We start from the raw sequence: 24724 nt of genomic DNA, 5'->3' as shown, positions 1-24724 counted from the left end.
GATGGGCCGATTTTTCCCTGTGGTCCGTCTTGTGGATATCGAGGTCGCCTGCATGACGTCGAGATCCACCATCACCTGCCTGCGTCATCCACCGTCTGGGGAAAGCATCCACATGTCCACTGCAAGCGCGTCACCTGCAAAGCGAAACAGATCCCGTCGTCCCTCGATCGCCGCGCTGCCGTTGTTGTTGGCGATTGCCCTGGGTGCCGGCGTTGCGGGTGCGGTCGATGCCGCCGACCTGAAGTCGGCGCACCGTTTCGAGATCCCGGCGCAGAGTCTTGCGACCGCGTTGAATGCGCTGGCCAAGCAGGGCGGCGTGCAGATCATGTCCTCGGGCGTCAACCTGGTGGGACGGGAGACCAACGAGATCGTCGGCGAGTACACGCTGGAACAGGCGCTGGACGCCCTGCTGGCCGGGACCGAGCTCGAATACAGCGTGTCTGGCGCCAATACCATCGTCGTGCGCCGGCAGGCGCAGGGCGGCACATCCTCGCAGTCGCCCGACAGGACCCTGGGCACGGTCGAGGTCGTCGGCGTCCGCATCGACGATCCGATCCTGAGCTCGCGCATCGGCGACAGTTTGCGCGAACGGCCGCAGTCGGTCAGCATCGTGACCCGCGAGCGACTGGACGAGCAGAACCTCAACAGCGTGGCCTCGGCGCTCGAGCAGACGACCGGCATCACCGTCGCCAATGTCAGCTTTACGACACAGGAGTTCTATTCGCGCGGATTTGCGATCAGCAGCGTCCAGGTTGATGGTGGCGCGCCATTCGTGTTCAACAACTTCGGCTACAACCAGCTCCCTGACCTGGCGATCTACGAGCAGGTCGAGGTGCTGCGCGGCGCGGATGCGTTGTTTTCCGGCAATGGCGAGCCTGGCGGCACCATACAGCTGGTCCGCAAGCGTCCGACCGCCAACAAGCAGGTTGAGTTGCGCGCGTCGTATGGTAGCTGGGACAACGTCCGCAACGAGCTCGACGCCTCCGCGCCGCTGGGCTTCGACGGTCGCCTGCGCGGGCGCATGGTCTACCTGACCGAAGACGCCGGCAGTTTCCAGAACGTCGCCAAATCCTCACGTGACCTGGTCTACGGCGTGCTCGAGGTCGACGTGACGCCCACCACCCGCGTCAGCCTCGGTGGCAGCTTCGACAAGCGCAAGGCACCGCATGGCGGCTTCGGCCTGCCGCGCTACGCCGATGGCCGCGATCTTGGCCTGCCGCGCTCGACGGTGCTGTCGGCGATCTGGGCCGGCTTCGACACCAAGACCAGCGAGATCTTCGCCAGCGTCGACCAGAACATCGGCGACCGCTGGAACCTGCGCCTCAATGCCATGCGCAGTCGCCAGGAAATGCGCAACCTCAAGCAGTACACCTATGGCAGCGTGAGCTTCAATGAAGCGCTCGGGCGCGACAATATTGAAGACATGTACGGATCGGATGAGCAGTTCACGCCGATCCAACGCCTGGTCGACCTGACCCTGCGCGGAAGCTTCGACCTGTTCGGCCGTACCCATAATCTGGCGATCGGCGCCGACTGGCAGGACATCCAGAGCGGCGGTCCCAACTGGGCCGGTACGTACTATTCCAACATCGATCCGTTCAATTTCGATCCCTGGGCCTATCCGCAGCCGGCGCGCACGCGGATTCCCAATTCGATGATCACCTGGGGCCAGAAGCAGAACGGCATCTACGTCAGCAGCAGCTTCCAGGTCAGCGATCCGATGAAGATCCTGGTCGGCGCACGCTACAGCAACTACCAGTACGAGTACGGCTACGACAACTTCGATACCACCACCGGCGCGGTGACAGGTGGCTACTACCAGAGCTATGAAGACCGTGACATCCTGACCCCGTATGCCGGCTTTACCTACGAGCTTCCGCGCAACTGGATCGCCTACGGCAGCTACAGCGAAGCCTTCCAGTCGCAGGCCAGCTATCGCAAGGGGCCCTTCCCGGGTGAATCGGTCGAGCCCAAGACCGGCGAGAACCTCGAGTTCGGCATCAAGGGCGAACTGATGAGCGGACGGGCCGCGACCCAGTTGGCGATCTACCGGATACAGCGTCAGAACGAAGCGATCCTCGACCCGAGTTTCCCGCCGCAGAATACCGGCGGCATGAGTTGTTGTTACCTGGGGCAGGGGACTGTCGAGAGCCGCGGACTGGATGCCGAGATCAACGGCAAGCTGACCGATCGCTGGTCGCTGTTCGCCGGTTACACGTTCAACCAGAACGAGTACGGCGGTGGCTATGAAGAGAATGGCAGTGCCTACATGCCGCAGACACCGCGGCACCTGTTCAAGCTGTGGACGACCTACGGATTTGATGGCGCGCTGGAAGGGCTGAAGATCGGCGGTGGTGCGACCGTGCAGAGTGACTCCTATGTCAGCGGGACCGTGGTCATCTTCGATCCTGACGGCAATGCGGTAGGAGACCCGGTCCCGTACCGTTTTACACAGGGGGGCTATACGGTGCTGAGCGCGCGAGCCGAGTACCCGCTGTCGAAGACGTGGTCGGTGGGTCTGAACATCAACAACCTGCTGGACAAGACCTACTACCAGACCCTCGGCACCAGCGTCTGGTCCAACTGGTATGGGGCGCCGCGCAGCTTCACCGCGTCGGTGCGCGCAAAGTTCTGATCCCTGTGGTGGCGGGAGGACCGCAATGGTCCTTCCGCCTGCGCGGGCCAGGTCGATGCCGCCCGGTGCGGCGCGTCGACCCCATGTCGAAAGCAGGAACCCTCCATCCATGAACACACGCATCCTGGCGGGCCTTGCCTGCCTGCTCCTCGTTGTCGCCATTGTCTGTGCACCGGTACTGGCGCAGTCGCGCAAGGACCCGCAAGCCCAGGTCGATACGCTGTTCTCCAGTCGCTACGATGCGCAGGGCGCAGGGCTTGCGATGGGCGTCTATCGCAACGGCGCGCTCGCCTATGCGCAGGGCTACGGCCTGGCCGACCTGGAACATGGCGCGCCGATCACGCCCACGACGCAGTTCGCGGTCGCCAGCCTGTCCAAGCAGTTCACGGCCTATTCGATCCTGCTGCTCGAACGCGACGGCAAGCTGGACCTGGACGACGATGTCCGTCGCCATCTGCCCTGGGTGCCCGACTTCGGACAGGTCATCACCCTGCGCCAGCTGATCCACCACACCAGCGGCCTGCGCGACCAGTGGTCGCTGTTCTGGCTGGCCGGCAAGGACGGCAGTCGGCAGAGCGAAGTCATCAGCCTGCTCTCACGCCAGCGCGCCTTGAACTTCGCACCCGGAAGCGAGCATGTCTACAACAACTCCGGCTACACGCTGCTGGCCGAGGTGGTGAAGCAGGTCAGCGGCATGAGCCTGCGCAGCTTCACCCAGCAGCGCATCTTCGCGCCATTGGGCATGGCAAGGACCTTCTTCCACGACGACCTCAACGAGATCGTGCCCGGGCGCGCGAATTCCTACTGCCGGGACCTGTCCTACTGCAAGGATGATCGCGGGACATGGTTCCTGGACCCGAACGCCTCCGAGATCGTCGGCGCCACCAACCTGATGAGCACGGTCGAGGACCAGGTGCGCTGGATCGGCTATCTGGCGCGCCCTGGCGACAAAGACCGCGCGCTGATCGACAGATACCTCGCGATGGGAGCGCTCGACGACGGCACACCGATCAACTACGGCTTCGGCCTGTTGAAGGGCAAGGCCGATGGTCGCAACGTCATCCTGCATACCGGACAGGACGCCGGCTTCAACACCGTCATGATGCTGTTCCCCGATGACGACTTCGGCGTGTCGGTGCTGGCGAACCACTACACCAACACCATCGCCGATGCCGAGGCGGTCGCGCGGATCTTCCTCGCCGACGCGCCGCGCAGGACGCAGCCCGGCGACGGCGGCAAGGCGGTCGTCCCGCGTCGTGCGAGCAGTCGCGATGCCGCTGCGCTGGCCGCGCTGGAAGGCATCTACCAGGGACCGGGTTCGGCGATGCTGATGTTCGAACGCATGCCGAGCGGCGGCATCGGCCTGAAGAAGCGCGTCGACGGCACGCCCAGCGCGATCACCCTGCGCCAGGATGGCAGCGTGGACCTGGGCGACGAGGCGCGTGCCGCGGGTGGCTACTATCGACTGCAACGCGATGCCGCCGGTCGCGTCGTCTCGATCCGGGACGGCATCGCCGGCGACAACGGCCGCGCGTTCGAGTACCGGCGTGTCGCCTCAACGGCGATGGCGCCGGGCGGATGGCAGGAGTTGCTGGGCGATTACCGCAGCCCGGAACTCGACATCACCTACACTGTGTCGCTGGACAACGGGGTTGCCAGGCTGACGTCGATGTGGTCGCTGTCGCCGATCACGTTGAAGCCTGCGTATGCCGATGTCCTGCAAGGGGCGCGCTACTTCGACCATCTCCGCGTCGAACGCGATGCGCAGGGCCGCGTGGCCGCGTTGCTGGTCAGCAATTTCGTCGACCGCGACATCCGTTTCGAACGCGTCAAATGAGGTATCTGCGCATGCGTCATGTCCATCCGGCAACCACGACCACCGTCACCGTCGACAGCGCGCAGATGCGCAGCCCCCGCGAGAGGCTGACGCGGCGTGGCCATGCGGCGTGGCTGCTGCTGGCCCTCGCGATCGCGCCTGCCTTGCAGGCCACGCAGGATCCTTCCGCCGTGCAGGTTGCCTTCAAGGCCGAGGAGGGCACGTGGATGTCGCTGGATGTCGCACCCGACGGCAAGCGCATCGTCTTCGACCTGCTGGGAGACCTGTACAGCGTCGGCATCGATGGCGGCGCCGCGGTGGCCTTGGTCAGCGGTGAGTCGTTCGACACCCAGCCGGTGTTCTCGCCCGATGGCCGCGAGATCGCCTTCATCAGCGACCGCGATGGCAGCGAGAACCTGTGGGTTGCCGCCGCCGACGGTACCGCTGCGCGCGCCCTGAGCCGTGGCGACAATGGCGTGCTGGTCGGCCCGGCCTGGTCGGCGGATGGCCGTCAGGTCGTCGTCACCCGGTTCGAACAGCGCAATCGCCTGGTCGGCGAGATCCCCGGCACGCTGTGGGCGTATCCGCGCACGGGCGGTGCGGGCATGCAGATCCCCGCCAAGGCGACGACGGGCAATGCCGGCGCCTCGTCGACCGCCGGGCAGGACAAGGCCGACGTCGACCGTGGCCTGCGCGGCATCGGTGCCAGCGCGAGCGCGGATGGTCGCCATCTGTATTTCGCGGGCGGCGGCGACGGCAACTACGAGGTCCGCCGGCGCGACCTGCGCACCGGCCAGGTGCTGACCGTGATCCACGGCCCACGCGAGGGGTCGGGCTTCTTCCAGCCGGTGCCATCGCCGGATGGTCGCTATATCGCCTATGCGACGGGCTGGGAAGGCAGCACCGAATTGCGGTTGCGCAGCCTGGTCGACGGCAGCGACCGCCGGATCGCCTATCCGATCGAACCCACGCTTGCGGCGGAGCCGATCCCGTTCCAGGGGCTGTTGCCGCGTTATGCCTTCACACCGGACTCCACGTCGATCGTCATCGCCCACGGCGGAAAGCTGCGACGCGTGGATCTGCGCAACGCGGAGCAGCAGACGATTCCGTTCCACGCCAACGTGGCGCTGCAGGCGCACCGCAGCCCTCGGCCAGGGTTGACCGATGAGGGGGGGGCGGTACGCGCACGCCTGATCCAGGCGCCCGCCTTGTCGCCCGATGGCAGCCGGATCGCATTCTCGGCCTTCGGCAAGCTCTACCAGATGACGTTGTCCGACGGCGTGGCCAAACGCCTGACCGAGACGCCGCTGACCGCGGATGCCGCGACCGAGAACCAGCCGGCATGGTCGCCGGATGGGCAATGGATCGCCTATACGAGCTGGTCGCGTCGCGACGGCGGCCAGGTCTGGCGCATCCGCAGCGATGGCAGTGCGGCGCCAGTGCAGATCACCCGCACCGCGGGCTATTACCGCAAGCCGGTCTACGCGCCCGATGGTGCGTCGCTGCTGGTGCTGCGCTCGTGGATGCACGAACAGCTGCAACTGATCGTGCCGCGCGGCTACGACCCGCAGCGCCCGTTCCTGCAGGACCTGGTGCGGATTCCGCTGGCGGACGGCCATGCCGGCAGCGACGGCATCCTGGTCACACAACTGCCCGGCTTCACCGGTGCGATCGACCATGGTCGCCCGGTCTTCCATCCGAGCCGGCCGCTGGTCTGGATCCATACCCGCGACGGCCTGCAGGAAATCGCGTTGGACGGCAGCACCACGCGGACGCTGGTCACGCTGAGCGCGCAGGACAACGACGGCGAAGGTACGACGGTCGATGAGCTGTTCCCGAGTCCGGACGGTCGCCATCTGCTGGTGCTGCACAACCACCAGCTGTACCTGATGGAAATGCCTGCGGCCGGGCGCTCGGGCGAGGGCGTGACGCTGGAGCTTGCCGGCTCGAAGCCGATCGCCTCGCTGCGACGTCTGACCGAAATCGGAGCCGATCATGTCGGCTGGTCCAGCGACGGTCGCGACATCTTCTGGTCGGTCGGTTCGAGCTTTTATCGTCAGCCGCTGCGCGAGGCGCTGTCACAGGCATCGTCGACGCCGCCGCTGTCCGACGTCGGCCTGATGTGTCGCGAGGACGCGCTGACGCCTTACCAGGTCGTGGCAACGCTGCCGCGTGCCGCGCCCACCCGGACGCATGCGCTGGTGTTGCGCGGCGCGCGCGTGGCGACCATGCGTGGCGATGAGATCATCGAGAACGCGGACATCGTCATCGACGGCACGCGGATCGCGGCCGTCGGCAAGCGCGGCACGGTCGACATTCCCGCCGGCGCTGAGATCCGCGACGTCTCGGGCAAGACCATCACCCCCGGCTTCGTCGATACCCACGCGCACTACTGGGGCATCGGACGCGGCATCGTCGACTACGGCATCTGGGAACACCGCGTGGCGCTGGCGCACGGGATCACCGCGTCGCTGGATCCGCAGTCGTTCACGGCCGATATGTTCGTCTACCAGGACCTGATCGACGCCGGCGTCATGGAAGGCCCGCGCGCCTACACCACCGGGCCGGGCATCTTCGATACCGCCGGTGCGAGCGACGACCGCAAGGCCGCCTGCATCCTGCGCCGCTATCGCGACCACTACCGGACCGGCATCGTGAAGTCCTACATGGTCGGCGACCGCGCGCACCGACAGCACATGACGCGTGCCGCACGTTCGCTCGACATGCTGCTGGTGGCCGAGAACTGGGGCTCGCCGCGCTATGCCCTGACCCAGGCGATCGACGGCTTTGCGACCAACGAGCACGCCTCCGATGCGCTCGATTACCACGAGGACGTCGCGACCCTGTACGCACAGCTGGGCACGGGTTACTCGCCGACCACGCTGATCGGTGGCGCGGCCGGCATGGCGGCGGTGGACTACTTCATCGCCCGCGAGAATGCGCTCGACGACGCCAAGCTCAACCGCTTCACGCCGCGCTTCGTACTCAATCAACGCCTGCGTCGCGCGGACTGGGCACCGAAGGAGGATTTCGCGTTCGAACGCATCGCCGCGTCGGCCGCCACGATCTTCCGTGCCGGCGGCAATGTCGGCCTCGGCAGCCACAGCGAGCTGCAGGGCCTGGGTTATCACTGGGAAATGCAGGCACTGTCGATGGGTGGCCTGCGTCCGCACGAGGTGCTGCAGATCGCCACCCGCGGTTCGTCGAGTGTCCTCGATCGCCGCAAGGACATGGGGACGGTCGCGGCCGGCCAGTACGCCGACCTGATCATCTTCGACCGCAATCCTCTGCTCGACATCCACGATACCCGCGCGTTCAGGCAACTGGTCAAGAACGGCTGCCTGTACAACGCCGATACGCTGGAGAAAGTCGGTCCTTGCTGAAGCTCGCGGTTGAGCTGGGGCGTATCCGTCTGCTGCGTCATGGGACTGTCCGGCCCACCAGCGCCTTCAACTTCAGATGGACAGCTGCGTGGCCCGCATCGGCCGGGCAGCGTCATCCATCACCAACCGAATCACCTTGCTATTGCCCAGCGTGCCCGTGATGCATGAGTTCGCGCCGAGTGCGCTCGCGATCTCGCTGATCGGCACATTGTCCACTGCCGTCCGCCGGTGTTTGCTGCTGAACCGCGCCCGGTTGTACTCGGCCCATCCGATCAATGCGAACGCGCATACCAGCGCAATCAGCGGCAGTGAAAACAGCAGGAACGGCTCGATCTGCGCATCGCGCTGGTACAGCTCGACATAGCCGGTGTTGAATCCGAACAGCCACAGGATCAAGGTCAGCAACGGCGTCAGCAGGTACAGGTACAGGATCCAGAAGGCGCCAGTCAGCAGTTGCCAGAACGTACGCGGCAGTGCGGGCTGTGCTTGCGGCTTGTTGATGAGGTGTGCATTGTGATTCATCGGATTCCCCTGTCAGGACTGATCCATGTCGCGCGCCGGCCACGCTGGCCGAGCAGCGTCTTGGGCAACGCGACCACGGTGGTGAACATGTTGAGCATCCAGTACAGCATCGGGTACCAGATCATCCAGTAGTAGTTGCGTCCCACACCAGCTTCGTAGCGCCGGTCGATGATGATGCTGCTGGCGAACTGCAGCAGGCACACCAGCGCCAGGACCATGCCATGCCATGACGGCAGGAGACTGCGTACATACAGATAATCAGGCAATGGCATGAGCTTGCCGACGGCCCACAGAATGAAGATCAGCAGCATGACGTAGGCCCAGGTCACACTGAGCAGATACTCGAACAGCACCGGCCACATGCGCCTGCGCTTCCATGAGAACAGCTGTGAGGTGTGTCGCAGCAATACTTCGACGCCGCCCTGTGCCCAGCGCAGGCGTTGCTTCCACAGGCCACGCAGAGTCTCCGGCATCAGGATGTAGCACAACGCGTTGGGTTCGTAACGAATGTCCCAGTGGTCCATCTGCAGCCGCCAGCTGATGTCGATGTCCTCGGTAACCATGTCGTCGGACCAATAGCCGATACGATGTAGCGCGCTTCGACGGAATGCGCTGATGACCCCGGAAACAGTGAACAGGCGGCCGTACACGCGCTGGGCCCGCTTGATCATGCCGATGATGGAGGAGAACTCGCCGATCTGCAGCCGACCGAGCATGGTCGAGCGATTGCGGATACGCGGATTCCCGGTCACCGCGCCGACACGGGGGGCCGATACCAGTTGCGACACCATCCAGTGCGTGGCGTATTCGTCGAGCAGTGCGTCACCATCAATGCAGACCAGATATTCGGATTGAGCCGCCAGTGCACCCATGCGCAGGGCATTGGCCTTGCCCAGGTTGCGATCGAGATGGATCACGCGCAGCTGTCCATGCCGGGAGGCCAGGGCATTGAGCACGTCAGCGGTTCCATCGCTGCTGCCGTCGTTGATGGCGATGACCTCGAAGTCGGGGTAGCGTTGGGCCAGCGCGGCTGCGATCGTCTCTTCGGCATTGTCCGCCTCGTTGAAGCAGGGGATCAGGATGCTCGCCTTCGGGAAAGCGTCCAGTGGTGGCGGGTCGGATCGGCGGCGCCCTTTGCGCTCCTTGCGCAGGTAGTAATAGAGCCCTCCCGACATCCAGATGAAAGCCATGATGATTGGGTAGAAGAATGCGAACGAGAATAGAATCGAGATGATCGGATGCATGGCTCAACGCTCCTCATAGGGGAACACGCGCGCGGACATTGCTTCCCGTGCGTCTTCGAGCGAGGGCTGGTTAGCGACGAAGTCGTCCGGATACCAAGCGAGATGGCGAACGCCCTGCGACAGAAGTCGGCGAACCTGTGCTTTCAGGATGTCGCCGGGGATCGGTCTGTCGTTGCGCCAATCGACTGTCTGCAGCTCGAAAATCGTATGGCTCAGCCCGGGATCGTGCACGCGGACGGCTTCCAGCAACGTGTCCATCCATGTCGCCGGATGGCGACTGCCTTCCATCCAGGGCATCGCCATCAGCGCAGTGTGGTCATAACCCGTCTTGAACAGATCCAGGCGCTGCGCGAACCAGGCCTGGCTTGTAGGATCGAGAACCGGCCGCGCATAGAGATTGCGCACGGTCTTCAGCTTGGGTCGGAAGCGCTGGGCCGAGTCGCGGAGCGTGTGCGTGAAGGCGATCAAGGCGCGGGTGCGTGACTCGGGTTCGCCGTTGCCAAGCGTGGGCAGCTCGGTGTCACGCAAGTAGCCATCGTCGTGGAACAAGAGGCCTTCGAAATAGGCGTTGGCAGCCAGATCTTCGTAGATGTCCGCGACATACGTCCTGACGTCGGCGCGGGTGAAATCGAGACGAAACAGGGCGTCGTGTTCCGGACTGGCGATCTCCCAGGCCTGGCGCTGTGTCGGGTCCGCCGGCTCGAAGCCGAGGATCGGCAGCCATGCGTAGACGGTAGCGCCAGTCCGTGTCTTCAACTGCCAGGACACGCGATTGAACAGGTCCGCCCGCACCGGCAGGTGGCGGTTGGGGAAGTACAGCGCGTCGGCTGAGCCGTTGCCGTCCGGATCTGCGAATGCCTGCAGGAACACATGGCTGGGAGCGATCCGCTTGACGCGTTCGACCAGTGCGTCGAGATTGCGCTCGAGCTGTGCGGGATCGGCGTCGTACACCATGTCCAGATCGATCTGCAGGGCGCGCATGCTGGTGTGGGTCTTGTCGCGACGCAGTTCGTAGGCGATGTCACTAAAAGACGGGTTGTTCATCACCAGCAAGCGTGCGAGGCCGTGCAGGTCGCCGTCGTTCTGCTGCGGACCGATGCGGGTGACGCTACCCTCCAGGTCGAACGAGACCCGCATGCCCAGGCCATCGGCAATGTCGTTCGCGACGCTGTTGTAGGCAGCGTATGGCCAGACCACCGCGCGCGGCGCCGCACCTGTGTGCGTACTGATCAAATCGATGCTGCGGGCAAGATCTGCTTGCACGCGTGCGCGCCAGTGGTCTTCGCTCTCGTAGCGCCCGCTGGTCGCGTCGTAGCGGCGGGTGATCGCCGCTGGCGACGTGTTTCCCTGGGGATTGGAGGTGATGCCCTGGTGCAGGTCATGGCTGTGCGATGCAATGTCGATCAGCCCGGACGCACGCATTTCGCGCAACTGCGGCCAAGTCACGAAATCGTCGCGGCCGAACTTCCGGTGACCATAGTCGACGCTGCGCGATGCCGGGAGGTCGACCCAGTCGGTGACCACCGCGACGACGGCAGGATAGTTATAGGCACGCAACACGGGAAACGCGTGCGTGTAAACGCTGCGCAGGCCGTCGTCGAAGGTCAGAAGCACCGGTTTGGCGGGCAGTGGCATGCGTCCGGCGGCGGCGTCCTCGACCTGTGACAGCGAGACCGGCGTATAGCCATGGCCACGCAGCCAGTCCAGGTGGGCGATAAAGTTCTGCGTGCCGGTGGCGTACAGATCGGGATCGCCGTTGGCGGCGACATCGTCTCGTATATCGTGGTAGCTCAGGACCAGCAGGTCGTCGCTGGCCATCGACAGGCTGCTCGCGACCAGCAGCAGGGCCGCCATGCCCCAGCGGCGCAGCCGGGACGTGAGCATGTTCTTGTGCGACATCATTGTTCTCCCCACTTGAATTCGGCATCCAGGCCGATGCGTTCCTCGCGTTGTCCGTCATAGACCGGTCGCGACCAGCTCAGGCCATAGATCAGGCGGCGGCCAAGCGCGAACTGCCATTGATGTTCGTAGCGCGCCGCGGGCACGATGCTGCTGCCATGGCCGTCCTGCCAGTACGGCCCGGCGCCCAGCGTCAAACGATGACGGAAGTGGCGATCGTAGCGACGCCAGACCAGATGGTCGGCACGCACGCCAAGTTCCAGCGATGCATCGCGCGAGGGATTGAAGTAGGGTGTGTCATCGCGGCTGCCTTCACTGGCGTACAGGCCGGCGATACCGTTGAGCAGGAAGTGCGGGTGCGTGGACAGCCGCTGATCGAGCGTGACCGACAGTGTGTTGCGGGTATTGCCGTCGTCGTAGCGCAGTCGTGACACGCTGGCGCTCCAGTCGGTGAGCTCGCTGGGACGGTACTGGGCGCCAAGGCGCAGGCTGTCGGCGGTAATGCCGGCTATCCTGGCCTGCATCGAGCCATCAACGTCGTTCTGGCGCAGTTCGGCGGAAGCGTTCCACTGGTCGTTGAAGCGCCAGCCGGCGGACAGCGCCAGCCCCATGCCGCCGAGATTGTCGCTGGCGCGATTCGCGCGCAGGCCCAGATTCAACTGGTCATAGGCATAGACCACGCCAATGCTGTTGCGATCATTGTGGGCGCGTTGTTGTTCGAAGTCGGCCCAGCGCTGCTCGCGTCCAGCGACGATCCGCCAGCGGTCGCCGATGATCGGCGACTGCAACTCGACGCCGTATGCGCGGTCGTGGCTGCCCAGCGGAGACAGGCCGTCTCCACCTTCGCTGCGCCCCCCAGTCGCGTAGGCACGCCATTGCCAGCCGCGATGGATGCGCCATTCGCGCTCCATGCGACGCACCGCTAACTGGTCGGGATAGCGTGCGAGCAGGCGGTCGTGGATCGGATGTGCCAGATCGTCGCGTTGCAGCGTGGTCAAGGTGTTGACCTGGCCGATCCGCGCCTGCAGGTCACGATCGTCCAGGGTTTCGGTGATGCGATAGCGTTCCAGTGCGCGCTCGGGCCAGCCGCGGAACATATAGACCATGCCCAGCGAGGTCTGCAGCGTTGGATTGGCCGGACCGACCGCTACCAGCGATTCCAGTCGCTGCTGCGCGCCGTTGTGGTCCTCACCGAAAGCGTGCACGAGCGCCAGATTGCGATCGGCTTCGTAATGCGGCCAGTTCTCCCAGCCTCCCTTGGCACCCGGCTCAAGCCGCCACGCGGGATGTTCGTCGCGCAGGCTGCGCAGAATTGTGCGCGATTGCGCGTGCTGTTCGCTTTCCAGTGCGGCGTAGGCGCGCTGGATACGCAGGTCGGCGGTCGCAGGATCCTCGTTCGACGCCGTCGGGAGGATGGAGTCCAGCACGTGGGCGGCCCGTTCGGGATGCTGCAGCGCCATCAATGCGTCGGCCACTGCGGCCATCGCATAAGCCGGCACTGCGTGTCCGGCGGCAGTGATGCGATCGTATTCGTCGACCACCTCCTGGTAGCGAGCGAGCCGGTTCAGCGCCACCAGTCGGTCCAATTGCGTGCGTGCGGGCAGTTCAGGGATCGACAGCCCGCTGTCGCGCAGATAGGTCGAGAGGATGTCCTCGGCGGCCTGGGCGTCCGCGCGCGGCGCGAGATCGCTCTCCGCGTACTGCGAGCTCCAGGTTACCCGGCGCGCGTAGTGGTCCGCTTCGAGCCGGCTGCGCTCGGACTCGCTGAACAACTGCGGCCGCTGCCGGTACAGCCGCCACGCCTCTTCGGCGGCACCGGCCTCGGTCAGCGTATGCACGCGCAGCACATGCAGATCGTCGTTGCCAGGGTAGTCCAGCGAGGTGCGTTCGATCAGGGAGAGTGCAGGCATCCACGCCTGCGCATCGCGCAGGGATTTGATCTGGTGAATGGCGTCAGGCAGTGAAATGTGACGATCGGGGTCAGATAGTGCCCATGCGGCGGGTGCCGTACTGCCGAGCGCCACCAGAACGGGCAGGGCGAGGCGATGCAAGCGCAGAGAAGTCATGCTGGGGTCCGTCCGGAGTCGAAAAATTGGCGGGCATTCATAAATGAGACTTAAGTCACATTTTCCGCGGATGGACTCCAAGCAGATTCCGTGCCAACTCGCGTGCGGATGCAGCGCGGACCGTCGCGCGCTGCCGGCATTTCGCCCTGTTACAGGCGCTGCGAGTCTGGGAGAGGAGGTGGCCGATCCGGCCGCGCACCAACGCCGCATCAGTGCGGGCGCGGCCGGTCATGCGCTGCATGCGCAAGGCATTATCCGGAGGATTGTCTCGGCGCTGTATCAAGCCGGGATGGGCGTCGCTCAGGATTTTGCCTGGCACAAAAAAAGAAACCGGCACTGGGCCGGTCTTCTGATCTGCGATGGATTGGTCGGGGAGACAGGATTCGAACCTGCGACCTCTACGTCCCGAACGTAGCGCTCTACCAGACTGAGCTACACCCCGACTTCATCGAGCCGCTCATTCTAATAAGCCGGACGCGCCCGGGCAAGAGGCTTCTGCAAAAAAATCCGTCGCAGGCGATACGCTACGCGCGCGTTCGTTTGCCACGGTCTTCAGCCGTTCGCGCTGGCCAGCGTTTCCAGGGCCTTCAGGTCCAGGATTTCGACCCGCTGCGGGTCGGGCAGGGCGATCAGGGCCATCTCGCGCAGGCGTGTGAACGTGCGGCTGACAGTCTCGACGGTCAGGCCCAGATGGTCGGCGATGTCGTTGCGGCTCATCGGCAGCGAGATCGCGCCGTCCGCGGGCGCGCCCTGTTCCTGCAACTGGCGCCCGACCCGCAACAGGAAGCTCGACAGGCGTTCCAGTGGCGACAGCCGGGCCAGCATCAGCATGGCGTCGTGGGTGGTGTCGAGTTCGATGCAGGCGCGCTCGAGCAGCTTGTGCTCGAGCTTGGGGAAGCGCGCGCCCAGCGCACGGATGTCGTCGATGTCGAACACGCAGACCCGCGCCGCGCCGACCGCTTCGATGCTGTGGCGGTAGCTGGTGGCCTCGCTGAGCCCGATGAAATCGCCCGGCAGGCTGAAGCCGGTGATCAGGCGCCGGCCGTCGGGCAGGGAGCGGACCAGCCGCAGCATGCCTTCGGTGACGCTGTAGACGTGACGGCTCGGCTGGCCGGAGCGCGCCAGCACCGCGTTGGGCGTCAGCACCACGTTGGAGGCCAGGCGTTCGAGCTCGATGCTCTCGTCGGGGTTGAGGACGGCGCACACGGCGAGTTCGCGGACGCTGCAATGCGTACAGTTGGCTGTGCTGGCCGCGTATTGGTGCTGGCGGCAACTTGCGGTATTGGGTCTGGCCATCGCGTCCTGCCAAGAAGAGCTCCGGGCAATGCCGACATCATACCGGCATTGCCGCGCGATGGCCGCGGAGACGGGGGTTTTGTGCCCTCCCACGTCGGCGGATCGCGGCGCCATCCTCTAGAATAGGCAGCTCGTCACGCTCCCGAGATGTCCCGAATGATCAAGCCCCGGACCCCGCCCGGTGTCATGGAACTGTTGCCGCGCGACCAGATCGCATTCCAGCGGATGATGGACACGATCCGCCGCACGTTCGAGGGCTTCGGTTTCCTGCCGATCGAGACGCCGGTGTTCGAGCTGTCGGAAACGCTGCTGACCAAGTCCGGTGGCGAGACCGAGCGCCAGGTGTACTTCGTGCAGTCCACCGGCGCGCTCGGCAAGGACAGCGAAGGCCTGCCGGAGCTGGCGCTGCGCTTCGACCTGACGGTGCCGCTGGCGCGCTATGTCGCCGAGCACGAGCACGACCTCGCGTTCCCGTTCCGTCGCTACCAGATGCAGCGCGTGTATCGCGGCGAGCGTGCCCAGCGCGGCCGCTTCCGCGAGTTCTACCAGTGCGATATCGACGTGATCGGCAAGGACTCGCTGTCGCCGCGCTACGACGCCGAGGTGCCCGCGGTCATCCACGCCGTGTTCTCGGCGCTGGACATCGGGGAGTTCACGATCCAGCTCAACCACCGCAAGCTGCTGCGCGGCTATTTCGAAGGGCAGGGCATCGACGATGCCCGCCAGATGACCGTGCTGCGCGAGATCGACAAGCTCGACAAGCGTGGCGAGGATGCCGTGCGCGCGACGCTGACCGGCGAGGAGTTCGGCCTGACCGACGACGTCGCCGAGCGCCTGCTGGCGTTCTCGCGCGTGCGTTCGAGCAGCCACGACGACGCGCTGGCCAAGCTCGATACCTTGGGTAGCGGCACGCCGTTGTTCGAGGAAGGCCGCAACGAGCTGCGCGACCTGTTGAACCAGCTGCGTGCGCTGGGCGTGCCGGAAACGCGCTACGCGCTGAATCTTTCGATCGCGCGCGGTCTCGACTACTACACCGGTATGGTCTACGAGACGATCCTCGATGCGCATCCGCAGATCGGCTCGATCTGCTCGGGTGGCCGCTACGACAACCTGGCCAGCCACTACACGAAGTCGAAGCTGCCCGGCGTCGGCATCTCGATCGGCCTGACGCGGCTGTTCTGGCAGCTGCGCGAGGCCGGCCTGGTCGCGACCGCCGACAGTTCGGTCGACGTGCTGGTCACGTTGTTCGACGACGCCGGCCTGCCGCATGCGCTGCGGGTATCGCAGCAGCTGCGTGCCGGCGGCCTGAATGTCGAGACCCAGCTGGAGCCGCGCAAGCTGGCCAAACAGCTGCAGTACGCCGACCGTGCCGGCATCCGCTTCGTCGTCATCCGTGGCGACGAGGAAGCCGCCAAGGGCGTGGTCGCGGTCAAGGATCTGCGCCGGGGCGAGCAGTTCGAAGTCGCCGAGGCCGACCTGGCCAGCACGCTGCGGGTCGAGCGCGAACAGTGGCAGGCCATGAGATGAGCCTGCGGCCCCGGTCCGAGGCCGTCCTGATGCCAGCCAAGTGGCTGGCGTTGCATTGCATGCCGTCGCACCGCCGGGCGTGGCGACGCCCGCTGTCGCCGACAGGCCGGGGCTGACATGAACCTGCCGCTGCACCTGGGCTGGCTGGGCGCGCTCGAGGCCGGCCTGATCGCCCTGTTGGTCGGCTTCATCGTCTACCTGGTGTTCCATTGGCTTGCCGCGCGCCAGCGCTGGACGCCGGGTCACGCGCTGGGCTGGGCCAGCCTGGTGTCGGTCGCGATCGCGGCCGGCATCGACCTGTGGAACCTGTTCTACCTGGGCGTGGTGAAGCTGGAGTCGCCGGTCTACGCGCGCATCGCGCTGGCCAGCATCCATGACGCCGACAGCCTGGCCAACCGCGTGGTGTTCGAGATCCTCGGCGCGCTGACGGGTGTGGCCGCGGCCTGGGTACTGATGGAGCGCAGGCGCGAGGGCGTGGGGCAGGGCTGAGCTGGCCGGGTGGCCGGTTGGACTGGCCGATCGCACGGGCGAGCCGCGCTGGCGGGCCGCACCGGTGGGCTTGGCCGGGCTGGCTAGCAGGCAGGCCCAGACGCCCGGGCACGCAGCAAGGGCGGCTGGCGTCCGCGCCGCCCGATCCCGGCGGCGACTGGATCCCGATCCTGGACTGAACGCGGATGCCGGAGGCATTGACGCCCCGGAATTGTCTGGCATCATGTGTTAGCGCGTTATTACATTAACTAGATCGACCACGGCATCCCGACAGGGCCGGCCGGTCCGATCCGCCGGACGACAGACGGAATGAAGCAGCGACCCGATCCCGTACCCAAGACCGACGCCGAGGCCGCGATGAAGGCTCTGGCCAAGGCCTTGGCTGCGCTCGACAAGCCCGACGCCGTCCGCGCCTTCCTGGAAGACCTGTGCACGCCTGCCGAGCTGGAGGCGATGACCGACCGCTGGCGCGTGGTACCGCTGTTGCTGCAGGGCGTGCCGTACCGCGAAATCCACGACCGCACCCGGGTCAGCGTGACCACGATCGGCCGCGTCGCACGTACGCTCGAGCGTGGCAGCGGCGGCTATGCGATCGCCATCAAACAACAATATCCGCGACTCGCTCCGTCGCATTGAGGTAATCCAAGATGACTCCCCAAGTCGCACACGCGGCGCGTGACCGCCTGCGCATCGCCATCCAGAAATCCGGCCGCCTCAGCGATCCGGCGCGTGCCCTGCTGGCATCGTGCGGGCTGTCGTGGCGCGAAAGCCGCGACAAGCTGTTCTGCTACGGCGAGACCCTGCCGGTCGACCTGTTGCTGGTCCGCGACGACGACATCCCCGGCCTGCTCAGCGACGGCGTCTGCGACTACGGCATCGTCGGCCGCAACGTGCTGGAAGAACAGGCCGCCGAGCGCAGCCACGCCGGCCTGCCCAAGGTATCGACCGAAGTGCTGGCGCTGGGCTTCGGCGGTTGCCGGCTCGATATCGCCGTGCCCGACAGCTGGGACTGGCAGGGACCGGCGCAGTTGCAGGGGCGTCGCATCGCCACCAGCTATCCGGGCCTGCTGCGCGAGTGGCTGGCGGCGCAGGGCGTCGATGCCAGCATCGTGGTGTTGTCGGGATCGGTCGAGATCGCGCCGCGACTCGGCCAGGCCGAGGTCGTCTGCGACCTGGTCTCGAGTGGCGCTACCTTGCTGGCCAACCAGTTGAAGCCGGTGACCACGCTGATGCGCAGCGAGGCCGTGCTGGCCGGCCCCGTGCAGCCGTTCTCGGACGCGCGTGCGGAGCTGTCGCAGTTGCTGCTGCGTCGCCTGGACGGCGTGCTGCGGCTCAAGGACAGCCGCCTACTGATGTTCCAGGCCCGCCGCGACCAGTTGCCGCTGCTGATGCCCTTGCTGCCGGACGCCGAAACGCCGACGCTGCTGCAGGTCGACGGTGGCGACACGCTGGCGGTGCAGGTGCTGTGCCACGGCGCGATGACCTGGCAGCGGCTCGAAGACCTCAAGCACGCCGGTGCGCGCGGCCTGATGGTACTGCCTGTCGAGAGGATGCTGGCATGAGTGGAACCGGGGTGTCTGGCGTCACATCGCTGGACTGGACGACGCTGGCGACCGATGCGCGTGACGCCGCGCTGCGCCGGCCGACCCAACAGGTCGCCGGGCAGACGCGTGCCGCGGTCGCGACGCTGCTGGCCGATGTGCGTGCGCGCGGCGATGCCGCGCTGCGCGAGATCACGCTGCGTTTCGACAAAGTCGCACTGGACCGCTTCGAAGTCGGCGACGACGAATTCGCCGCCGCCGAGGCACAGGTCGCGCCGGAGCTGCGCGCCGCCATGCGCGAAGCCGCCGGGCGCATCGAGCGCTTCCACCGCGCCGGCCAGTCCCAGGGCTATTCGGTCGAGACCGCGCCTGGCGTGCACTGCGCGCGCGTCGTGCGCCCGATCGTGCGCGTCGGCCTGTACGTGCCTGCGGGCAGCGCGCCGCTGCCGTCGACCGCCTTGATGCTGGGCGTGCCGGCGGGCCTGGCCGGATGCCGCGAGGTCGTGTTGTGCACGCCGCCGCGCGCGGACGGCACGGCCGATCCCTCGGTGCTGGTTGCCGCGCGACTGACCGGCGTGCACCGCGTGTTCAAGCTCGGCGGCGCACAGGCGATCGCCGCGATGGCCTTCGGCACCGACAGCGTGCCACGTTGCGCCAAGCTGTTCGGGCCCGGCAACAGTTTCGTCACCGAGGCCAAGCAGCAGGTATCGCAGTCGGGCGTGGTCGCGATCGACATGCCGGCCGGCCCATCCGAGGTACTGGTGATCGCCGATGCCGGTGCCGATCCGGCCTTCGTCGCTTCCGACCTGCTGTCGCAGGCCGAGCACGGGCCGGATTCGCAGGTGCTGCTGATCTCCGACAGCGCGCCGTTGCTGGCGGCCGTCGACACCGAACTGCAGCGGCAACTGGCCTTGCTGTCGCGCGCGGACATCGCGCGCCAGGCGCTGGCGCAATCGCGCGCGATCCGCGTCGACACGCTCGACGAGGCCTTCGACATCAGCAATGCCTATGCGCCGGAGCACCTGATCCTGGCGCTGCGCGATGCCGATCGTTGGCTCGAGCGCGTCGAGGCCGCGGGCTCGGTGTTCCTCGGCGACTGGACGCCGGAGGCGCTGGGCGATTACTGCAGCGGCACCAATCACGTGCTGCCGACCGGCGGCGCCGCGCATGCCTGGAGCGGCGTCAGCGTGGCGAGTTTCCAGAACTTCGTCAGCGTGCAGTCGGCGACCCGCGAGGGCGTGGCCGGCATCGGACCCTGCGCGGTGACGCTGGCCGATGCCGAAGGACTGGATGCGCACGGCAACGCGGTGCGCCTGCGGCTGGCGAAGGCGGCGGCATGAGCGACGTCCTGTCCCTGATCCGCGACAACCTGCGCGACTTCGCCGGCTATTCGTCGGCGCGCAGCGCCACCGTCACCGGTGACCTCTGGCTCAACGCCAACGAGTCGGCCTGGACCAACCCGGCCGATGCCGGAGGCGATTGCCGTCGTTATCCCGATCCACAGCCGCAGCCGCTGCGCGATGCGCTGGCTGCGGTCTATGGCGTGGCCCCAGGGCAGTTGCTGCTCGGCCGCGGCAGCGACGAGGCCATCGACCTGCTGGTGCGCGCCTGCTGCCGTCCGGGCGTCGACGCGGTCGTCGTCACGCCGCCGGTGTTCGGCATGTATGCGGTCAGTGCGCGCCTGCAGGATGCGCCGCTGGTCGAGGTCCCGCTGGTGGATGGCGAACAGGGTTTCGTGGCCGACCTGCAGGCGATCGGCGATGCCGTGCTGGCACGTGGCGCGAAGCTGGCCTTCCTGTGCTCGCCCGCCAACCCGACCGGCGGCGCGATCGCGCTCGACCAGATCGCGGCACTGGCAGAGCGCCTGCGCTCGCGGGCGCTGGTCGTGGTCGACGAAGCCTATGGCGAGTTCAGCGACCAGCCGTCGGCGACGACGCTGCTGGCGGCCCACGACAACATCGTGGTGCTGCGGACGCTGTCGAAGGCGCATGCGCTGGCAGCGGCCCGGATCGGCGTGGCGATCGCCGCGCCGGCGTTGATCCAGGTGCTGCGCCGTTGCCAGGCGCCGTATCCGATTCCCGCCCCCTGCGCCTTGCTGGCGACGGCAGGCCTGCAGCCGGCTGCGCTGGCACGCACGCGCGAACGCGTCGCGATCGTCATCGCCGAACGCGAGCGCCTGCATGCACGCCTGCAGGCCGCGCCCGGCGTGCGCCGGGTCTATCCTTCGCAGGCCAACTACCTGCTGGTGCGTTTTGCCGACGCCGATGCCGCCTTCGCGCGGCTGCTGCAGGCGGGCATCGTGGTGCGCGACCAGCGCGCCGCGCCGCAACTCGACGATGCGCTGCGGATCACGATCGGCAGCGTCGAACAGAACGACCGCGTCATCGCGGCATTGGAATCCCCGGAATTGAAGACCGCCACGGAGCGTGCGCGATGAGCGCGAAAGCCACCAGGATCCTGTTCGTCGATCGCGACGGCACCCTGATCGAGGAACCGGCCGATCACCAGATCGATGCCTACGAGAAGCTGCGCTTCGTGCAGGGCGTGATCCCGGCGATGCTGAAACTGCGCGATGCCGGCTATGTGTTCGTCATCGTCACCAACCAGGACGGGCTGGGCACCGAAGGCTACCCGCGCGCGACCTTCGACGGCCCCAACGACCTGATGCTGCAGATCTTCGAGAGCCAGGGCATCGCGTTCCGCGAAGTGCTGGTCGACGAAAGCTGGCCGCACGAGGACAAGCCCACGCGCAAGCCCGGCATCGGCCTGGTGCTGCACTACCTGCGCGATCGCGGCATCGACCTGGATGGCTCGGCGATGGTCGGCGACCGACCGACCGACATCCAGTTCGCCGACAACCTCGGCATCCGCGGCTTCCAGCTGCGTACCGACGAGTTCGGTGGCGAATGGGACTGGGCCAGCATTGCGCACGAGCTGGCCGATGCGCCGCGCCGCGCCGAAGTCGTCCGCAACACCAAGGAGACGCAGATCCGGATCGCGATCGACCTGGACCTGGTCCGCGATGCGCGCATCTCGACCGGCCTGCCGTTCTTCGATCACATGCTCGACCAGATCGGCAAGCATGGTGGCTTCGCGCTGACCGTCGAGGCCAAGGGCGACCTGGAGATCGACGAGCACCACACCATCGAGGACACCGGCATCGCGTTCGGCCAGGCCCTGCGCGAGGCGCTTGGGGACAAGCGCGGCATCGGACGCTACGGCTTCACGCTGCCGATGGACGAGACCCTGGCCAGTGCGGCGCTGGATTTCGGCGGGCGTCCGTACCTGGTGTTCGAGGGCGAATTCAAGCGCGAGAAGGTCGGCGACATGCCCACCGAACTGGTCGAGCACTTCTTCCGTTCGATCTGCGATGCCGCCGGCCTGAACCTCAACCTCCAGGTCCGCGGCGACAACGACCATCACAAGGTCGAAGCCTGCTTCAAGGCGTTCGCCCGCGCGTTGCGGCAGGCGATCAAGCGCGAGGGCAACGCGTTGCCGAGCACCAAGGGCACGCTGTGATGCGCGTGGTCATCGTGGATGCCGGCGGCGCCAATACAGGTTCGGTGCGCTATGCCTTCGAGCGGCTGGGCATCGACGCGGCCCTGGTCACCGATGCCGCCTCGATCGAGGCGGCCGACCGCGTCGTCCTGCCCGGCGTGGGTACGGCCGCCCAGGTCATGGGCCGGCTGCGCGAGCTGGGGCTGGTGCAGACCCTGCGGCAGCTGCGCACGCCGCTGCTGGGCATCTGCGTCGGCATGCAGCTGCTGTACGCGCGCTCCGAGGAAGGCGACATCGAAGGCCTGGGCCTGCTGGAAGGAACCGTGCGCAAGCTCAGCACCGCGTCCGGCCTGCGGGTACCGCACATGGGCTGGAATACCTTGCAGTCACGCAGCCAAAGCGCCCTGATGGATGGCATCGATGCCGGCATGCGCGCCTACTTCGTGCACAGCTATGCGGCCGATGTCACCGACGACTGCGTCGCCAGCTGCGACTACGGCACTCCGTTCGCCGCGCTGGTGCAGCGCGACAATGTCGCCGGCACCCAGTTCCACCCCGAACGTTCGGCCGTGCTCGGTGCGCGCCTGCTCGGGAACTTCATCGAACGCGGAGTCACGCCATGAGTTTCACGATCTATCCGGCCATCGACATCCGCGATGGTCGCGTGGTGCGCCTGGCCCAGGGCGACTACGACGCCGAGACGCGCTACGGCGACGACCCGATGGCGCAGATCCGCCAGTACGCCGAGGCCGGCGCACAGTGGCTGCACCTGGTCGATCTGGATGCCGCGCGGGCTGGCGGCTACACGCTGGCGCCGTTGCTGGCGCAGATCCGCGCGCAGACAGCGTTGCAGGTGCAGACCGGTGGTGGCGTGCGTTCGCGCGACGATGTCGCGCGCATCCTCGAGGCCGGCGCGGCACGTGTGGTGATCGGCTCGCTGGCGGTCCGCGACAGCGCCAGCGTCATCGACTGGATCGCCGAGTTCGGCGCCGAACGCATCACCGTCGCGCTCGATACGCGGCTGGACGCGGCGGGGGAGTGGCGCCTGCCGGTCCACGGCTGGACCGAGACTGCGAACGAAACGCTGGGCGAACTGGCGCAACGCTACGACGCGGCCGGGCTGCGCCACCTGCTCAGTACCGACATCTCCCGCGACGGCATGCTGTCGGGTCCCAACCTGGACCTGTACTCGGACCTGCACGCGCTGGTGCCGGGCCTGCAGGTGCAGGCCTCCGGTGGCGTGCGTGCGCTGTCGGACATCGGCGATGCCCGCGCGCGCGGCTGCGCCGGGATCGTGCTGGGGCGTGCGCTGTTGGAAGGCCGTTTCAGCGCCGCAGAGGCGCTCGCATGCTGAGCCGCCGCATCATTCCGTGCCTGGACGTGCGCGAAGGCCGCGTGGTCAAGGGCGTGCGTTTCCGCGACCATGTCGACATGGGCGACATCGTCGACCTGGCATTGCGTTACCGCGACCAGGGGGCCGACGAGCTGGTGTTCTACGACATCTCGGCCAGCCCGCAGGGGCGCTCGGTCGATCGTGGCTGGGTCGAGCGCGTGTCGCGGCTGATCGACATCCCGTTCTGCGTGGCCGGCGGCATCCGCGATGTCGACACCGCGCGCGCGGTGCTGCATGCCGGCGCCGACAAGGTGTCGATCAATACCCCCGCGCTGGAGCGGCCGGCGCTGATCGGCGAACTGGCGGCGGCCTTCGGCGTGCAGTGCGTCGTGGTGGGCATCGACTCGATCCGCGAAACCGATGGCCAGTGGCGCGTGCGCAGCCACACCGGCGATCCCGACAAGACCCGCGAGCTGCCGGTACGCACGCTCGACTGGATCGTCGAGGCGCAGCGCCTGGGTGCTGGCGAGATCGTGCTCAACTGCATGGACAACGACGGCGTGCGCCGTGGCTACGACCTGGCGCAATTGCGGCAGGCGCGCGAGCTGTGCCATGTGCCGCTGATCGCGTCCGGCGGCGCTGGCGAGATGGCGCACTTCGCGGACGTGTTCCGCGATGCCGACGTCGATGGCGCGCTGGCGGCCAGTGTCTTCCACAGCGGGCGCATTCCGATCCCCGCACTCAAGCAGGACCTGCAGGCGCAGGGCATCGAGGTACGCATCCAATGACGTCCACGTCCATTCCCGGCAGCGCGTCCGGCACCGCCGCGACGATCGACACCCAGGCCTTGCAGGGCCTCGACTGGGGCAAGGGTGATGGCCTGCTGCCGGCCGTGGTCCAGGACGCGGCGACGCTGCGCGTGCTGATGCTGGGCTACATGAACCAGGACGCGCTGGCGGCGACACTCGACAAGCGCCAGGTGACGTTCTTCAGTCGCAGCAAGCAGCGGCTGTGGACCAAGGGCGAGAGCTCCGGCCACGTGCTGGACCTGGTAGACCTGCGCGTCGACTGCGACAACGACACGCTGCTGGTACTGGCGCGCCCGAACGGCCCGACCTGCCACCTGCAGCGTGCCAGCTGCTTCCCCGATGCGCCCGGCAGCACCATCGGTGGGCTCGCGGCCCTGATCGCCACGCGCGAGGCCGAGCGTCCTGTCGGCAGCTACACCACGCGCCTGTTCGAAGGCGGGATCCGCCGCATCGCGCAGAAGGTCGGCGAGGAAGGCGTGGAGACCGCGCTGGCAGCCGTCGCCGAAGGCGATGCCGAACTGATCGGCGAGAGCGCCGACCTGGTCTACCACCTGCTGGTCCTGCTGCGTGCGCGTGGCCTGGGCCTGGAACAGCTGGAAACCAGGCTGGCCGAACGCCAGCGCTGAGGACGCCGGAATGCTCCCGCATGGCGCGCGAGCATTCGCA

The 24724-nt window shown here is 66.7% G+C and carries 19 protein-coding genes and 1 tRNA gene; 14 read left to right on the top strand and 6 right to left on the bottom strand.

Annotation, left to right across the window (positions count from 1 at the left end; genetic code table 11):
- The first annotated feature begins 112 nt into the window (after positions 1-112).
- From ACYX7E_RS12490 to ACYX7E_RS12480, 3 genes are all read left to right on the top strand, one after another.
- The gene (locus ACYX7E_RS12490) at positions 113-2635 is read left to right on the top strand and encodes a TonB-dependent siderophore receptor (protein WP_462080911.1); all 2523 of its coding nucleotides are present in this window, start codon (positions 113-115) and stop codon (positions 2633-2635) included.
- Positions 2636-2744: 109 nt separating this feature from the next.
- Positions 2745-4472, top strand: a complete 1728-nt coding sequence (locus ACYX7E_RS12485) for a serine hydrolase domain-containing protein (protein WP_462080910.1) — start codon at positions 2745-2747, stop codon at positions 4470-4472.
- Positions 4473-4483: 11 nt separating this feature from the next.
- Positions 4484-7834 (top strand): amidohydrolase family protein, encoded by a 3351-nt coding sequence (locus ACYX7E_RS12480; RefSeq protein WP_462080909.1) that lies wholly within the window; start codon positions 4484-4486, stop codon positions 7832-7834.
- Positions 7835-7906: 72 nt separating this feature from the next.
- Here the strand turns inward: ACYX7E_RS12480 and pgaD are convergent, their stop codons facing one another.
- The 6 genes from pgaD to ACYX7E_RS12450 form a co-directional block, all read right to left on the bottom strand.
- Complete coding sequence (gene pgaD, locus ACYX7E_RS12475) at positions 7907-8356, bottom strand: poly-beta-1,6-N-acetyl-D-glucosamine biosynthesis protein PgaD (RefSeq protein ID WP_462080908.1); 450 nt, start codon at positions 8354-8356, stop codon at positions 7907-7909.
- Entirely contained in the window at positions 8353-9600 is a 1248-nt protein-coding gene (gene pgaC, locus ACYX7E_RS12470) for a poly-beta-1,6-N-acetyl-D-glucosamine synthase (protein ID WP_462080907.1), read from the bottom strand. Before pgaC ends, pgaD begins: the two co-directional genes overlap by 4 nt.
- 3 nt (positions 9601-9603) lie before the next feature.
- Positions 9604-11454, bottom strand: coding sequence for a poly-beta-1,6-N-acetyl-D-glucosamine N-deacetylase PgaB (gene pgaB, locus ACYX7E_RS12465; protein WP_462081019.1), 1851 nt, complete (start codon positions 11452-11454; stop codon positions 9604-9606).
- Positions 11455-11498: 44 nt separating this feature from the next.
- A complete protein-coding gene (pgaA, locus tag ACYX7E_RS12460; protein WP_462080906.1) occupies positions 11499-13565 on the bottom strand; it encodes a poly-beta-1,6 N-acetyl-D-glucosamine export porin PgaA in 2067 nt (688 codons plus the stop codon).
- Between the two features lie 365 nt (positions 13566-13930).
- Positions 13931-14007: transfer RNA gene (locus tag ACYX7E_RS12455), tRNA-Pro, on the bottom strand.
- Between the two features lie 110 nt (positions 14008-14117).
- The gene (locus tag ACYX7E_RS12450) at positions 14118-14861 is read right to left on the bottom strand and encodes a Crp/Fnr family transcriptional regulator (RefSeq protein ID WP_462080905.1); all 744 of its coding nucleotides are present in this window, start codon (positions 14859-14861) and stop codon (positions 14118-14120) included.
- Between the two features lie 156 nt (positions 14862-15017).
- Here ACYX7E_RS12450 and hisS point away from each other — a divergent pair, with 156 nt between their 5' ends.
- The 11 genes from hisS (at position 15018) to hisIE (ending at position 24684) form a co-directional block, all read left to right on the top strand.
- Complete coding sequence (hisS, locus tag ACYX7E_RS12445; protein ID WP_462080904.1) at positions 15018-16388, top strand: histidine--tRNA ligase; 1371 nt, start codon at positions 15018-15020, stop codon at positions 16386-16388.
- Positions 16389-16505: 117 nt separating this feature from the next.
- Positions 16506-16877 (top strand): hypothetical protein, encoded by a 372-nt coding sequence (locus tag ACYX7E_RS12440; RefSeq protein WP_462080903.1) that lies wholly within the window; start codon positions 16506-16508, stop codon positions 16875-16877.
- Positions 16878-17186: 309 nt separating this feature from the next.
- Positions 17187-17513 (top strand): YerC/YecD family TrpR-related protein, encoded by a 327-nt coding sequence (locus tag ACYX7E_RS12435; RefSeq protein WP_462080902.1) that lies wholly within the window; start codon positions 17187-17189, stop codon positions 17511-17513.
- 11 nt (positions 17514-17524) lie between these two features.
- Positions 17525-18439: an ATP phosphoribosyltransferase gene (gene hisG / locus ACYX7E_RS12430; RefSeq protein WP_462080901.1), complete on the top strand. Its 915-nt coding sequence runs from the start codon at positions 17525-17527 to the stop codon at positions 18437-18439.
- Positions 18436-19758: a histidinol dehydrogenase gene (hisD, locus tag ACYX7E_RS12425; protein ID WP_462080900.1), complete on the top strand. Its 1323-nt coding sequence runs from the start codon at positions 18436-18438 to the stop codon at positions 19756-19758. Before hisG ends, hisD begins: the two co-directional genes overlap by 4 nt.
- Positions 19755-20855, top strand: coding sequence for a histidinol-phosphate transaminase (gene hisC / locus ACYX7E_RS12420; RefSeq protein ID WP_462080899.1), 1101 nt, complete (start codon positions 19755-19757; stop codon positions 20853-20855). The genes hisD and hisC overlap by 4 nt, the downstream gene beginning before the upstream one ends.
- Complete coding sequence (gene hisB, locus ACYX7E_RS12415) at positions 20852-21937, top strand: bifunctional histidinol-phosphatase/imidazoleglycerol-phosphate dehydratase HisB (protein WP_462080898.1); 1086 nt, start codon at positions 20852-20854, stop codon at positions 21935-21937. Before hisC ends, hisB begins: the two co-directional genes overlap by 4 nt.
- Positions 21937-22539 carry an imidazole glycerol phosphate synthase subunit HisH gene (hisH, locus tag ACYX7E_RS12410; RefSeq protein WP_462080897.1) on the top strand — a complete coding sequence of 201 codons (603 nt, stop codon included), beginning with the start codon at positions 21937-21939 and terminating at the stop codon, positions 22537-22539. Before hisB ends, hisH begins: the two co-directional genes overlap by 1 nt.
- The gene (gene hisA / locus ACYX7E_RS12405; RefSeq protein WP_462080896.1) at positions 22536-23270 is read left to right on the top strand and encodes a 1-(5-phosphoribosyl)-5-[(5-phosphoribosylamino)methylideneamino]imidazole-4-carboxamide isomerase; all 735 of its coding nucleotides are present in this window, start codon (positions 22536-22538) and stop codon (positions 23268-23270) included. Before hisH ends, hisA begins: the two co-directional genes overlap by 4 nt.
- Positions 23264-24037, top strand: a complete 774-nt coding sequence (gene hisF / locus ACYX7E_RS12400) for an imidazole glycerol phosphate synthase subunit HisF (RefSeq protein ID WP_462080895.1) — start codon at positions 23264-23266, stop codon at positions 24035-24037. Before hisA ends, hisF begins: the two co-directional genes overlap by 7 nt.
- A complete protein-coding gene (hisIE, locus tag ACYX7E_RS12395) occupies positions 24034-24684 on the top strand; it encodes a bifunctional phosphoribosyl-AMP cyclohydrolase/phosphoribosyl-ATP diphosphatase HisIE (RefSeq protein WP_462080894.1) in 651 nt (216 codons plus the stop codon). Before hisF ends, hisIE begins: the two co-directional genes overlap by 4 nt.
- Positions 24685-24724: the final 40 nt, after the last annotated feature.

Source organism: Luteimonas sp. RIT-PG2_3 (genome assembly GCF_054902115.1).
This window is presented reverse-complemented; position numbering and strand designations above follow the sequence as displayed.

Coding starts and splice junctions, on each gene's coding strand:
- pgaD (WP_462080908.1), bottom strand. CDS start 8,356: ATGAATCACAATGCACACCTCATCAACAAGCCGCAAGCACAGCCCGCA.
- ACYX7E_RS12435 (WP_462080902.1), top strand. CDS start 17,187: ATGAAGCAGCGACCCGATCCCGTACCCAAGACCGACGCCGAGGCCGCG.
- pgaB (WP_462081019.1), bottom strand. CDS start 11,454: ATGGCGGCCCTGCTGCTGGTCGCGAGCAGCCTGTCGATGGCCAGCGAC.
- ACYX7E_RS12490 (WP_462080911.1), top strand. CDS start 113: ATGTCCACTGCAAGCGCGTCACCTGCAAAGCGAAACAGATCCCGTCGT.
- ACYX7E_RS12480 (WP_462080909.1), top strand. CDS start 4,484: ATGCGTCATGTCCATCCGGCAACCACGACCACCGTCACCGTCGACAGC.
- pgaC (WP_462080907.1), bottom strand. CDS start 9,600: ATGCATCCGATCATCTCGATTCTATTCTCGTTCGCATTCTTCTACCCA.
- pgaA (WP_462080906.1), bottom strand. CDS start 13,565: ATGACTTCTCTGCGCTTGCATCGCCTCGCCCTGCCCGTTCTGGTGGCG.
- hisA (WP_462080896.1), top strand. CDS start 22,536: ATGAGTTTCACGATCTATCCGGCCATCGACATCCGCGATGGTCGCGTG.
- hisH (WP_462080897.1), top strand. CDS start 21,937: ATGCGCGTGGTCATCGTGGATGCCGGCGGCGCCAATACAGGTTCGGTG.
- ACYX7E_RS12440 (WP_462080903.1), top strand. CDS start 16,506: ATGAACCTGCCGCTGCACCTGGGCTGGCTGGGCGCGCTCGAGGCCGGC.
- hisG (WP_462080901.1), top strand. CDS start 17,525: ATGACTCCCCAAGTCGCACACGCGGCGCGTGACCGCCTGCGCATCGCC.
- hisC (WP_462080899.1), top strand. CDS start 19,755: ATGAGCGACGTCCTGTCCCTGATCCGCGACAACCTGCGCGACTTCGCC.
- hisS (WP_462080904.1), top strand. CDS start 15,018: ATGATCAAGCCCCGGACCCCGCCCGGTGTCATGGAACTGTTGCCGCGC.
- hisIE (WP_462080894.1), top strand. CDS start 24,034: ATGACGTCCACGTCCATTCCCGGCAGCGCGTCCGGCACCGCCGCGACG.
- ACYX7E_RS12485 (WP_462080910.1), top strand. CDS start 2,745: ATGAACACACGCATCCTGGCGGGCCTTGCCTGCCTGCTCCTCGTTGTC.
- hisF (WP_462080895.1), top strand. CDS start 23,264: ATGCTGAGCCGCCGCATCATTCCGTGCCTGGACGTGCGCGAAGGCCGC.
- ACYX7E_RS12450 (WP_462080905.1), bottom strand. CDS start 14,861: ATGGCCAGACCCAATACCGCAAGTTGCCGCCAGCACCAATACGCGGCC.
- hisD (WP_462080900.1), top strand. CDS start 18,436: ATGAGTGGAACCGGGGTGTCTGGCGTCACATCGCTGGACTGGACGACG.
- hisB (WP_462080898.1), top strand. CDS start 20,852: ATGAGCGCGAAAGCCACCAGGATCCTGTTCGTCGATCGCGACGGCACC.